This is a genomic window from Billgrantia gudaonensis (assembly GCF_900100195.1).
Taxonomy (GTDB): domain Bacteria; phylum Pseudomonadota; class Gammaproteobacteria; order Pseudomonadales; family Halomonadaceae; genus Halomonas; species Halomonas gudaonensis.
The window spans coordinates 39,635-50,920 of sequence record NZ_FNES01000022.1 but is presented as its reverse complement, the minus strand read 5'-3'; the positions used below and the strand labels follow the sequence as shown (position 1 = coordinate 50,920).

General features: G+C 62.4%; 14 protein-coding genes. 4 read left to right on the top strand and 10 right to left on the bottom strand.

Annotated features, from left to right (window positions below):
• Positions 1–28: 28 nt before the first annotated feature.
• The 5 genes from BLP96_RS18500 to BLP96_RS18480 form a co-directional block, all read right to left on the bottom strand.
• Entirely contained in the window at positions 29–838 is an 810-nt protein-coding gene (locus BLP96_RS18500) for an IS3 family transposase (protein WP_143005087.1), read from the bottom strand.
• Between the two features lie 5 nt (positions 839–843).
• On the bottom strand, positions 844–1,155 hold the full coding sequence (locus BLP96_RS18495; protein ID WP_045995248.1) for a DUF1153 domain-containing protein: 312 nt from the start codon (positions 1,153–1,155) through the stop codon (positions 844–846).
• A gap of 114 nt (positions 1,156–1,269) precedes the next feature.
• Positions 1,270–2,007, bottom strand: coding sequence for a hypothetical protein (locus BLP96_RS18490; protein WP_089689016.1), 738 nt, complete (start codon positions 2,005–2,007; stop codon positions 1,270–1,272).
• Between the two features lie 268 nt (positions 2,008–2,275).
• Positions 2,276–2,710, bottom strand: a complete 435-nt coding sequence (locus BLP96_RS20440) for a topoisomerase DNA-binding C4 zinc finger domain-containing protein (protein ID WP_176761569.1) — start codon at positions 2,708–2,710, stop codon at positions 2,276–2,278.
• Between the two features lie 31 nt (positions 2,711–2,741).
• Positions 2,742–3,488, bottom strand: a complete 747-nt coding sequence (locus tag BLP96_RS18480; protein WP_218118632.1) for a ZIP family metal transporter — start codon at positions 3,486–3,488, stop codon at positions 2,742–2,744.
• A gap of 217 nt (positions 3,489–3,705) precedes the next feature.
• Between BLP96_RS18480 and BLP96_RS18475 the strand changes: the two genes are divergently transcribed.
• Positions 3,706–3,966, top strand: a complete 261-nt coding sequence (locus tag BLP96_RS18475; protein ID WP_089689014.1) for a hypothetical protein — start codon at positions 3,706–3,708, stop codon at positions 3,964–3,966.
• Positions 3,967–4,064: 98 nt separating this feature from the next.
• On the opposite strand, the gene BLP96_RS18470 is transcribed toward BLP96_RS18475, so the two are convergent.
• The 3 genes from BLP96_RS18470 to BLP96_RS18460 all read right to left on the bottom strand — a co-directional run bounded on the left by BLP96_RS18470 (position 4,065) and on the right by BLP96_RS18460 (position 6,356).
• On the bottom strand, positions 4,065–4,775 hold the full coding sequence (locus tag BLP96_RS18470; protein ID WP_089689013.1) for an LrgB family protein: 711 nt from the start codon (positions 4,773–4,775) through the stop codon (positions 4,065–4,067).
• Complete coding sequence (locus BLP96_RS18465; RefSeq protein WP_089689012.1) at positions 4,772–5,140, bottom strand: CidA/LrgA family protein; 369 nt, start codon at positions 5,138–5,140, stop codon at positions 4,772–4,774. The genes BLP96_RS18470 and BLP96_RS18465 overlap by 4 nt, the downstream gene beginning before the upstream one ends.
• A 211-nt stretch (positions 5,141–5,351) precedes the next feature.
• A complete protein-coding gene (locus tag BLP96_RS18460) occupies positions 5,352–6,356 on the bottom strand; it encodes a nucleoside recognition domain-containing protein (protein WP_245682312.1) in 1,005 nt (334 codons plus the stop codon).
• Between the two features lie 131 nt (positions 6,357–6,487).
• On the opposite strand from BLP96_RS18460, the gene BLP96_RS18455 reads away from it, so the two are divergent.
• The 3 genes from BLP96_RS18455 to BLP96_RS18445 all read left to right on the top strand — a co-directional run bounded on the left by BLP96_RS18455 (position 6,488) and on the right by BLP96_RS18445 (position 9,662).
• Positions 6,488–6,946, top strand: a complete 459-nt coding sequence (locus BLP96_RS18455; protein ID WP_089689011.1) for an Lrp/AsnC family transcriptional regulator — start codon at positions 6,488–6,490, stop codon at positions 6,944–6,946.
• An 85-nt stretch (positions 6,947–7,031) separates the two neighbouring features.
• Complete coding sequence (locus BLP96_RS18450) at positions 7,032–8,051, top strand: patatin-like phospholipase family protein (protein WP_089689010.1); 1,020 nt, start codon at positions 7,032–7,034, stop codon at positions 8,049–8,051.
• 198 nt (positions 8,052–8,249) lie between these two features.
• Entirely contained in the window at positions 8,250–9,662 is a 1,413-nt protein-coding gene (locus tag BLP96_RS18445; protein ID WP_089689009.1) for a PhoH family protein, read from the top strand.
• Between the two features lie 42 nt (positions 9,663–9,704).
• Here BLP96_RS18445 and BLP96_RS18440 read toward each other — a convergent pair whose 3' ends face one another.
• Together BLP96_RS18440 and trpB are read right to left on the bottom strand one after the other, a co-directional pair.
• Positions 9,705–9,929, bottom strand: a complete 225-nt coding sequence (locus BLP96_RS18440; protein ID WP_089689008.1) for a hypothetical protein — start codon at positions 9,927–9,929, stop codon at positions 9,705–9,707.
• A gap of 99 nt (positions 9,930–10,028) precedes the next feature.
• Complete coding sequence (gene trpB / locus BLP96_RS18435) at positions 10,029–11,231, bottom strand: tryptophan synthase subunit beta (RefSeq protein WP_089689007.1); 1,203 nt, start codon at positions 11,229–11,231, stop codon at positions 10,029–10,031.
• Between the last annotated feature and the right edge of the window lie 55 nt (positions 11,232–11,286).

Here is an 11,286-nt window from a genome sequence, read left to right as displayed (position 1 = left end):
TGTAATGACCCCCTAGTTTCTGCACACCCTACGCCGCTAATGCCGGGTGTGCTCGGGGTGCCACATAGCCCAGAGACTGATGTGGCCGTTCTTCGTTGTAGTACCGGATCCAGTGGTTGATCACTGCCCTGGCTTGTCCCAGCGACTCGAACCGATGCAGCCAGATACACTCCTCCTTCAGGGAGCGGAAGAAGCGCTCTACGAGCCCGTTCTGTTCCGGCGTGTACGGTGTCGTGAACTCCTGCGTCAGTCCGTAGGCCTTCACCGTGCCCGTGTAGTGGCGACTGCTGAAGACCAGGCCGTTATCGGACCGCAGTGCCAAGGGCTGATGAATTCGGCCCAAGGCGCCGAATCGATGCACCAGGGCCTCTTCCAACGCGGCCTCGGCGGTCTTGCTACTGCCGTTGTCCGATAATCGCCAGCCGAGGATCTCCCGAGTGCAACAGTCGATTATCACCGCCAAGCTGGCTCGTCGATCCTTTCCACACCATACGTGAGTCAGATCAGTTGCCCATCGCTCATCAGGTCTTGAAGCGACTGACGGCAAGCTCCTGGCACGTGGCCGGAAGCCTTGGGGGCGTTTGCGCACCTGCCAGCCCTTCAACTGCAGGATGCGTTGGATAGGCTTGCGGTTCTCTCCCAACACGCACGCCAGACGACGATAACCATAGGTAGGGAACCGTTCCAGAGTCAGCTTCACCCTGCTAGCCAGCTCGGTATTGATCACACGGCGCCGCGGCTTGGGCCGGTAATACAGGCTTCGCCGGGGGAGTCCCAACCAGCGGCAGAGCTTGACGAGCGATACCACATGACCTTCCTCGGCCAGTTGCGCCTGCAGCGACCTTACGAGTTCTCGTCCTCGTCGAGCAGGCGCTTGAATTTTTTTAGTGCATAGATCTGCAGATGGGCTTCGCCCAGTGCCTCCTTGGTCTCCCGGAGCTCGGACTCGTACTGCTCACGGATGTCCTTGGGGCGGGCTTTGAACCCGTTCTCCATGTTGCGTTGGGCCTCATCGATCCAGCCTTCGACCTCGGAGACGGTGAGGTCATACTGGCGAGCCACTTCAGCGACGGTGGTCTTGCCCTTGAAGATGTCCATGACCACGGCGGCCTTGCGCTTCGCGGTCCATCGCTTGATCGGATTGTCGTCGTTCATCCTGTCCTCCTGGTCGCTGCACTATAGCCTGTGCAGCTCTGGAGGGGGTCACTTCAAGTCTTCAGATTGTGGACGCAAATACGTTCTGAGTAGAGGAAGAATCTCGGTTCAATCCTAGCTACCTGACGCGAAAATTAGCGTATAGGTACCCACCAAATCGTAGACACCGCTAAATTGAAGAGTAGAGAAAAAGAGCGCGGCTACCAGAAAGGCGACGGGTAAAACGCGGGATTGCCAAGGATACGTGCTTTTGAACTGACCGTTCATACAAAAAAAGTAAAGCGAGAATGTCGTCAGCACAACCGCCCATAGCCACATGTAGACGATGGCATAACGACTATCCATTTGAAGAGTCTGAATCATAAGGACTGGGAACAACGGTAGGCCCAGCACACCTGTAGCCACCGGTGTAACCCAACGAATGTGCGCTTCCTCTGAGGAAATTTCTGTCTGTGCGTCAGCAATTTCCTGCTCCAACATCCTAAATGTCTCGCTATTCCAGAAGCCCTCAAGCTCCCTAAGTCGGGGAACGACGTGGTCACGCAGATAATTCCAGCGCCTGAAAATCTCACAAAATCGCTTTCTGTGGAGATAGTCAATGGTAAACAGCACAATGGGCAATGCAAGAATAGCCAGCGTGCCCACCGGTGAGGTCAATGCTGTCGCGGCAGCGGCAAACACAGCGAGCTTCAGGTAGAAGAGCTGCGTTAGAGTCTGCTTGTCCACCATCACATCAAAACGTGTTCGAACAATGTAATCTCGGAGGAAAGCGAGTTTATCGGCAGATGTCAGCCCCGGATCATAGCCCGGAGCTGTCTTGCAGAGTGTGTTTGACCTCTCGAAACCGGCCATTCGTTTCCACGCCATCGAACTTACGAACCTTTTGGGGATCCGGGCAACCGACGAGACTACTTGCATTCTCGGGCTGCCACTACGCCAGCGTCAGAACAACATTTGTGTAACCGAAAGTGAATTTTAAAGCATTATGTTGCAAGAACGAAATTAACGCCAGAGGAGGAACAGTCGGGGACTTATTTTCAGATACATATACTACCACCTCACCCGAATTGATGATCCTAAATTAATTAAATAGTTGGTTCTCGGGTATAGGCCAGACGTCTTACGAAGGGAGTTTTTTAGCGTTAATGTAACACCCATCAACTTCCACCTGTCGGCACTTGGGATATGCCGAGCATCCCCAGAACCGGTTGCCGGCGTTTGCACCGCGTTTTACTGTGTGCAGCACCATGTCGCTTTCGCATTCCGGGCAGGTTCGCTTGGCACTGGGCTCGAAACGGGCCTTGAGCTGTTCCACATGCTGACAGTGCGTTTCCCGGTTGGGCGCAAGCCGGCCGGTTTCGATTCTTTCCATCGCTTCCTGGACCTGAAAGTCGTTCAGCACAGGCTCACGGAACGACTCGATGTAGCACACGTAACCGCCACCGGCGGTGACGTTACCGGGCATCCTGGTCTTGAAAACGGCGCTGCCGGAGAAGACCACCAGCGAGAGGATAGTCTCCGCCGGCACGTCGAGCAGCGCTTCCAGCGCTTTCACTTTACTATCCGCTCTGGGGAGCCCCTCGGAGTCACTGCAGCGCATGGGCGAGGAGAAACATGCCTCCCAACCCGATGACGAAGAAGCCAAAATGCACTGCTGCACTACTGAGGCGCTTGGCTGTCTTGATCTCCGGCACGAGATCGGAAGCGGCGATGTAAATGAAAGTGCCGGCGCCGAAGAGCACCAGTCCCGAGACATCGAACTGCTGGGCAATCCCCAGAGCGAGCAAGGCGCCGAGTGGAAACGTCAGTGCGGAAACCAGGTTCCACAACAGGGCATGTCGGCGGTTGAAACCGCCGTGCACGAGAATGCCGAAGTCGCCCAGTTCTTGGGGCACCTCGTGTGCCGCCGCGGCGACCCAGGCCACGATGCCTGCCGCCGGATTGAGCAGAAAGGTGCTGGCGATGCTCAGCCCGCCGAGGAAGTTGTGGATGCCATCACCGAGCAGAATCAGGTAGGTGAACGGTTGGCGAACCCGTGCAGCCACCCGATGCGACTGGTGCCACTGGAGAAACTGTTCGAGACCGAGAAACGTCGCGAAGCCCAGCGCCAGCCATAGCGAGGCAAACAGGGGAGGCAACGCAGCCGCCCCTTCGGGAATCATGTGAAAGAAGGCACCACCGAGTAGGGTTCCGGCTGCCAGAGCGACGAAGGGAAGCAGCAACCGATCCAGCGTGGCCGGCTTGAGCAGTACCGTCACGCCACCCACCAAGGCAATGGCGCTCATGAGCAGCCCACCCGAGAGAATCCAGACGAAGGTATCGATGGATGCCACCTCCCAAGCCCACGCCGTCTTGAAAGACTATAGCCGGAACCGGCCATGGTGCCTCAATCGCAAGGTTCCCGGTTTTCAGCAAGCGCTCACCAACCCTGCAGCCGACAGCCCATCGACAGAAGCACGTCATTGAAGATGCCCATCAGGCTCATACCCCGCGTGGTTTAGCGGCATGAGCTATGCTGAAGAGTGCCTCCAAGCAGTCAAGGAGATGGTTATGCGGAACAAGCTTGCTATAGCGCTGTACTTCCTCTTTTCCGGAGGGGCCATCGTCATGATTTTTGCTCTAGTGGCCGGCTTGGCCTTTCTGATCGTGACCCGAGAGGAGGCTTTCACTTGGGATCTGGCCTCGGGCAGCCTGTTCTTCATCATTCTGGCCGCGATTTTCTGGGTGTGTGGCCAAGTCGCAAAGCACTTCCTGACCGATGGCAATGGCGATGGTAGCGCCGCTCCCCCGGATGGCAATGCATCGCGCTGATACCAGCGAACGGAGACGATAGACAGATCACTCCACGTCGATGGAGGGCCGAGTGGCATGTCACTCGGCCCTTTTCCTGACCGCGCCCCAGCGAGCGCTTACAAACCCACCAGCCGCCATGCCAGCGGCAGGAACGCTGCGCTGAACACGCCGGTCAGGCTCATGCCCAGCGAAGCGAAGGCGCCCGCCGTGGGGCCGAGCTCGAAGGCGCGAATGATGCCGATGGCGTGGCCGTTCACGCCCAGTGCGAAACCGAGAATGCGCGGATCGGTGACCTTGAGCACGCGGGCCAGCAGCGAGACGCAGATGGTGGTCAACACACCGGTCATGAGCAACCCGCCCAGCATCAGCGAAAGGGAACCGCCGATCTGCTCCTGAATGCCCATGGCCAGGGGCGCGGTGACCGATTTCGGCGCCAGCGAGGCATATACCACCGGTGGCGCCCCCAGCAACCAGGCGATCAAGACGGCGTAGAACGCGGCCAGCATGGCAGCCAGCGGCAGACAGCACAGGATCGGCTTCCACAGGGCGAAGATGTGCTGACGCTGCTGGTAGAGCGGTACTGCCAGCGCCACGGTCGCGGGGCCCAGCAGGAAGGTCAGCCAGGCTACGTTGCGCTGATAGTCGGCATAATCGAAGCGCAGCAGCCACAGGCTTGCCGCCGTCAGCACGGCGCCGATCAGCACTGCCGGGCACCAGCTTGGCCGGCCGAGCCGTTCGAACAGGTGCATGCCGCCAAGGTAGGCCGCCAGGGTCAGCGCAACGGCAAGTACCGGGGTATCCAACAAGGAAGCGTGGAGTTCATTCATGCCTGACGATTCCCTTCCTCGGCCTCGCTGGGCATGAAGCGCCGCATCAACCATAACGTGGTCAGCACGCTGAGGAAGGTGCCCAGCACCAGGGCCAGCACGATCGCCGTCCAGTGTCCGGCGAACTCGTCGGCCACGAAGAACACGCCCACCACCCCGGGCATGATCAGCATGGCGAGCAGCGGTATCAGCGCCTGGCTCGCCGTCGCCACGCTCTCGTCCAAGTGCCGTTTTACCAGCAGCCAGGCCAGCAGCAACAGCAGCCCCGCCATGGAGTGGGAAACCGGCAGTGCGAGCAGTTCGACCGCGACATGGCCGAGCAGTTGGAAGACTAGCAGCCACAGAAAACCACGTAACAACTTCATGCCCGCTCCATTCGGCTCAGGAAGGTGTGTCCGCTCGTGCCGTCCGGAGGATCAGGCAGCCAGGACAGGTGCATTGGTGAAAAGGTTATCACGCTAGTGATTGCGCGTGGATGCGCTGGGCCTTCCCCAGCCCGTTACCGCGATGTTCGCCGCCCCAGTCAGCGTTCACCTACCCGACAGCACCCGATTCATGGACGGCGGGACGTTGCCCCTACCCTTCGCTGCGCGAATGGCTGCCCGTCACCGCCCGCGAGGCGAACATCCACGCCGGCATCTGCGCACGACGCAGCCAAGGCAGCCTGGCCAGCAAGGCGATGACGGCCAGCGCGAAGCCCAGCCGGGCCCACAGCAGGCCGGAGAGATCCGCCCCCATCAGCAGGATCAGCAGGGTATCCTCGATCAGGCTGTGGCACAGGCCGAGAAAGCAGAGCGTGAGCACGATGTCGCGCGGGGTCAGTCGACCCGAGTGCGCCTCGCGGAGCAGCAAACCGGCGCCGAAGGTGAGCCCCAGAGTCATGCCGATCACGGTGATGTTGGCGCCTGCCGGACCGATGCCCAGCAAGCGCAACAAGGGATAGAGCAGCTTGTGAATCAGCCGCTCGACGCCCAGCCAGTGCAGCAGCTTGAGCAGTGTCATCAGCGCCAGTATCACCACGAAGATGGTCGCAAGCGTCACCGCCTGCCCCTGCAGCCAGGCCACCAGCGTCGCTTCCTGGGCCGAAGGCTCCCAAACCACATGATTGGCGTGCTGAAACCAGCCACCCAGCGAGTAGCTCAGATGCAGCAGCCAGCCAAGCAGCCAGGCCCCGCCGACGCGCAGCAGCACGGTCAGCCACCAGGGCACGCCGGCAAGGCGCGCCACCGCACCCTCCACCGGCAGCGAATGCCCCACGGCCATCAGCGCCCCCAGCACCGTGACCTGGGCCACGGTCAGCGGCGTTTCCCGCGTGACGTCGAAGAAGATCACCAGGCCGGTATAGATGTTGGTCATCAGCGTGGCGGCCCACACCACGCTCAGCGGTTCGGGCAATCCCAGAGGGGTCATCAATGGCGACAGCCACTGGCCCAGCAGCTCGGTCATGCCCAGCATCTCGAGCGCCTTGACGACCAGCAGCGCCGGCACCATCACCTTGAGCAGGGTCAGGTAGACGGCCCAGGCTTCGCGGCCCAGCCGCATTGCCGGCCACATGATGCGCTCGCGAAGATAATCTGCCATGACGGGTCCTCGTGCGAAGATGGGGAAAGAAAGCCTTACTTTACGCATGTACCGAACAAGGCGATGGCGTTCTCGAGGCTGAACGTGAAGAATGAGCTCTTTTGCACGACCCGGGGGAAATTTCCTGCACCATGGACAGACTCGACCTGAGGATCCTCGACCAGCTACAGAACGATGCCAGCCTGACCAACCAGGATCTGGCAGCACGGGTCGGGCTCTCCCCGTCGGCATGCCTCAAGCGCGTGCGCCGCTTGAAGGAATGCGGCGTCATTCAACGCGAGGTGGCGCTCGTGGCACCCGATGCGTTGGGGGCGAGCCTGCACATGGTGGTGGAAGTCACCATGGTGCGAGACGACAAGCCCCTCTATCGCGATTTCATCCGGCGGGTGGAAGCGGCACCCGAGGTCTCCCAGTGCTACCAGGTCACGGGGGAAGTCGATTTCGTGCTGATCGTGAACGTAGCCGACATGCAGAGCTATGACCGCCTCTGCGACAGCGTGCTCTATGCCGGAGACGCCGTGCACAAGTTCCGCACGCTGATCTCCCGCAAGCGCAACAAGTTCGAGACGCGCTTGCCGTTAGGCGTCTAGCGCATCCTCTTGGCCAGAACGCGTTGAGCTGCGCTATGCTCGGGCCTACTGCATCGCACAACAGCACCGGGAGAACGCCTCGACGATGACCGACACCAAGCGCATCGACCTGGCCCTGCAGGGCGGCGGCGCCCACGGGGCCTTCACCTGGGGCGTGCTGGACCGGCTGCTGGAAGAGCCGCGCATCGAGATCGAGGGCATCAGCGGCACCAGCGCCGGGGCGATGAACGCCGTGGTGATCGCCGATGCGCTGGTGCGCGGCGACGAGACCACGGCACGCTCGGCACTGCACGATTTCTGGGCCGCGGTGAGCCGTGCCGGCATGGCCAGCCCCATTCGCCGCAGCCCGCTGGACGTTTGGCTCGGCAACTGGAGCCTCGACCATTCGCCGGGCTATATCGCCCTGGACCTGATGAGCCGGCTGGTGTCGCCCTACCAGTTCAACCCGCTCAACGTGAATCCGCTGCGCCAGGTGGTGGCCGACCATGTCGATTTCGAACGGGTACGCGCCTGCCGGTCGTTGAAGCTGTTCGTCACCGCCACCAACGTGCACAGCGGCAAGCAGCGCGTCTTCTCCCGCGAGGAGATGAGCGTGGATGCCGTGATGGCCTCGGCCTGCCTGCCCTTCGTGTTCCAGGCCGTGGAGATCGAAGGCGAGCCCTACTGGGACGGCGGCTACATGGGCAACCCCGCACTGCTCCCGCTCATGGAAGCGTGCAGCGCCCGCGACATCGTGCTGGTGCAGATCACCCCGCTCATGCGTCGCGAGCTGCCCACCACCGCCTCGGACATCCTCAACCGCTTGAACGAGATCACCTTCAATGCCTCGCTGATCAAGGAAGTGCGGCTGGTGGCCATGCTGCAGAAGCTGGCGGAGGAACACGACATCCCTCTGCCCGGCTATCGCGATGCGCTCTTTCATCGCATCAGCGCCGACGAAGCGCTGGCCGATCTCTCGGTATCGAGCAAGCTCAACGCCGAATGGCCCTTCCTGTGCCACCTGCGCGACCGCGGCCGCGAGTCGGCCGAGGCGTGGCTCGAAGCGCACTTCGATGACCTGCAAAACCGCTCGACGTTGGACGTGGAGAGCGTCTACCTGCACTGAGCGCCCTTCAGCGTTGAAGCCTTGGACGGAAATAACGCAGCGCAAGCGACATGATGCTGTCATAACGAATGTGACCACGACGCCGATGGGAGGGAATCGCCGTAAGCAAGTGACACTGGCCGGCAAGCCGGGCTGTCATATGACGGTAAGGTGTCAGTGCCAGTGTCGAAGGTGCCGTCAACCTGGGAGCACGATTCGATGGTACGACTCGACAAAAAAGCCAAGCGGCTCTACGTGCTGGACACCAACGTCCTGATCCACGACCCCGCTGCCCTCTACCAGTTCGAGGAACACGAGGTGGTCATTCCGATGACCGTTCTCGAGGAACTCGACAAGCACAAGAACGGCCTGCGCGAGATCGCCCGCACCGCGCGCCAGGTCAGCCGTACCCTCTCCGACCTGACCAACGAGGTCTCCTTCGACGAGATCCAGCAAGGCATTCCCATTCCCCGTGCCGGCGGCACCACCCAGGGCCGCCTGCGCTTTCTCTGCTATCCCGAACTCAAGCCCCTGGAACACCTAGAGGAGAGCCCCGACAACCGCCTGCTCGCCGAGACCTGCCGGCTGCGCGAGGAACGCCCCGATGCCTCGGTGATCCTGGTCTCCAAGGACATCAACCTGCGCGTCAAGGCCGCCGCGCTGCGCGTGCCGGTGGAGGACTACCTCACTGACCGCGCCTTCAGCGACAGCGACGCCATGCCCGACGGCGTGCACATCGCCACTCCATCGTCGGCCGGTGGCGACGGTCCCTGGGCCGAGCTCGACGTCGACGTCGCCGTGGAGCGCGTCGAGCATCACACCTTCTATCAGCTGGAGGGCCCCATTCCCGCCGAATGGCATCTGGGCATGCTGGTGTCGGACAGCGAGAACGGCGCAAGCTTCGAGGCCATCGTGCGCGAGGTGGAGCCGCAGCGAGCGCGCCTCGAGCTGCTCACCAACTATCGCCACAAGGCCGGGGTGTGGGGCGTGCACGCTCACGACAGCCGCCAGAACTTCGCCCTCAACCTGCTGATGGACGACGACATCGACCTGGTGACCATCGCCGGCAGCGCCGGCACCGGCAAGACCTTCATGACGCTGGCCGCGGCCTTCCAGCAGACCCTCGACAGCAAGCGCTTCGAGCGCATCGTCTTCACTCGGGCACCGATCTCCATGGGCGAAGACATCGGCTATCTGCCGGGCACGGAGGAGGAGAAGATGTCGCCGTGGATGGGCGCCTTCCACGACAACATGGACAACCTGCTGCGCGACGAGAGCGGCGAAACCAGCTGGGACAACGGTGCCACGCGTCAGCTGCTCGGCTCGCGGGTGCAGATCCGCGCCCCCGGCTTCATGCGCGGACGCACCCTCAACGACACCTTCCTGATCATCGACGAGGTGCAGAACTTCACGCCCAAGCAGATCAAGTCGCTGGTGACCCGCGCCGGCCGCAACACCAAGATCGTCTGCCTAGGCAACGTGGGGCAGATCGACACGCCCTATCTCACCGCCAACACCTGCGGCATGGCCGCGGTGGTCCAGCGCTTCCGCGACTGGCCCCACGCCGGCCACGTCACGCTGAGAAGCGTCGAGCGCTCGCGGCTGGCACTGGCCGGCGAGGAACTGCTGTAAAAGCCGCTCCCGGGCGGCTCCGTCGCCCGGGAAGGCGCCTCGTCACTTCGCCGGGCGGTTGACGACGTGCTCGATCAGCGCTTCGCGCTCGTCACCCGGCCCCAGCCGCAGCAGTTCCTTGGCTTCGGAGTAGAGGCACAGATAGCGCTTGCAGGAGGCGCAGAACACCTTGTCGTCGGGGTTGTGCACCTGCGAGGCGCGAAACAGATGGCTGCCGCAGCTCGGGCATGCCACCGGCAGACGCAACTCCTCGGACAGATCGTTCATGGTCACTCTCTCCTCGTGCGGCGAATGAATCGACAAGGTTAGACCTTGGGGTGCCCGACAACGGACTCAAGGCCACGACGTCGCGCCCCCATCCTCGGCTCAAAGTCCCAGCTTGTCGGCGACGTAATCGGCGTCCTTGTCGCCACGCCCCGAGAGGTTGACCAGGATGTGCCGGTCGGCCGGCAGGCTGGGCGCCTCGCGCATCGCCCAGGCCACGGCGTGGGCGCTCTCCAGGGCAGGGATGATGCCCTCCACGCGGGAGAGCGTCAGGAAGGCGTCCAGGCACTCGGCGTCGGTGGCCGTCTCGTAGTCGACCCGCCCGCTCTCCTTGAGGTAGCTGTGCTGCGGCCCCACGCCGGGGTAGTCGAGCCCCGAGGCGATGGAGTGCACCGCCATCGGGTTGCCGGCCTCGTCCTCCAGCACGTAGCACGCCATGCCGTGGATCTCGCCGGGCCTGCCCAGCGTCAGGGTCGCCGAATGGCGCGGCGTGTCGAGCCCCTCGCCGGCCGGCTCCACGCCCACCAGGTGCACGTCCGCATCGTCGAGAAAGGCGGTGAACATGCCGATGGCGTTGGAGCCGCCGCCCACGCAGGCGGTCACGTGGTCGGGCAGCCGGCCGTGGCGCTCGAGGAACTGGCTGCGCGCTTCGCGGCCGATGATCGACTGGAAGTCGCGCACCATCTTGGGAAAGGGGTGCGGACCCACCACCGAGCCGATGGCGTAGATGAAGTGCTGCGGATCCTTCAGGTACTCCTCGAAGGCGCTGTCCACGGCGTCCTTGAGGGTGGCGGTGCCGCGGGTCACCGGAATGAGCGTCGCCCCCAGGATCTTCATCTTGGTGACGTTGGGATGCTCTTTCTCGATGTCCACCTGCCCCATGTGGATCTCGCAGGGAATGCCCACCAGGGCGCAGGCGGTGGCCAGAGCGACGCCGTGCTGGCCGGCACCGGTCTCGGCGATCACCTTGGTCTTGCCCATGAACTTGGCGAGCAGCGCCTCGCCCAGGCAGTGGTTTATCTTGTGCGCCCCGGTGTGGTTGAGGTCTTCGCGCTTGAGGTGGATCTGCGCGCCGCCGAGCTTTTCGGAGAGCCGGCGAGCGTGGAAGATCGGGCTGGGCCGGCCCACGTAGTCGGCGAACAGATCGGCCAGCTCGGTCTGGAAATCCTCGCGGACGCGGATCTCCTCGTAGGCGGCATCGATCTCGTCCATGATCCGCTTGAGCTCGGGCGGAATGTGCTGACCCCCGAAACGACCGAAGAACCCCTGGGCATCGGGCAGGTTGGCAAAGGGCGACTCACTCATGTTGGCGATCCTGACAGGCGATGGATGACGAAGGATGCTTCATCCTGCCCCGCCA

Excerpts from the sequence above, each read along its gene's own strand:
- BLP96_RS18495 (WP_045995248.1), bottom strand. The coding sequence starts at position 1,155 with ATGAACGACGACAATCCGATCAAGCGATGGACCGCGAAGCGCAAGGCC.
- BLP96_RS18490 (WP_089689016.1), bottom strand. The coding sequence starts at position 2,007 with ATGGCCGGTTTCGAGAGGTCAAACACACTCTGCAAGACAGCTCCGGGC.
- BLP96_RS18475 (WP_089689014.1), top strand. The coding sequence starts at position 3,706 with ATGCGGAACAAGCTTGCTATAGCGCTGTACTTCCTCTTTTCCGGAGGG.
- BLP96_RS18470 (WP_089689013.1), bottom strand. The coding sequence starts at position 4,775 with ATGAATGAACTCCACGCTTCCTTGTTGGATACCCCGGTACTTGCCGTT.
- BLP96_RS18465 (WP_089689012.1), bottom strand. The coding sequence starts at position 5,140 with ATGAAGTTGTTACGTGGTTTTCTGTGGCTGCTAGTCTTCCAACTGCTC.
- BLP96_RS18460 (WP_245682312.1), bottom strand. The coding sequence starts at position 6,356 with ATGGCAGATTATCTTCGCGAGCGCATCATGTGGCCGGCAATGCGGCTG.
- BLP96_RS18455 (WP_089689011.1), top strand. The coding sequence starts at position 6,488 with ATGGACAGACTCGACCTGAGGATCCTCGACCAGCTACAGAACGATGCC.
- BLP96_RS18450 (WP_089689010.1), top strand. The coding sequence starts at position 7,032 with ATGACCGACACCAAGCGCATCGACCTGGCCCTGCAGGGCGGCGGCGCC.
- BLP96_RS18445 (WP_089689009.1), top strand. The coding sequence starts at position 8,250 with ATGGTACGACTCGACAAAAAAGCCAAGCGGCTCTACGTGCTGGACACC.
- BLP96_RS18440 (WP_089689008.1), bottom strand. The coding sequence starts at position 9,929 with ATGAACGATCTGTCCGAGGAGTTGCGTCTGCCGGTGGCATGCCCGAGC.
- trpB (WP_089689007.1), bottom strand. The coding sequence starts at position 11,231 with ATGAGTGAGTCGCCCTTTGCCAACCTGCCCGATGCCCAGGGGTTCTTC.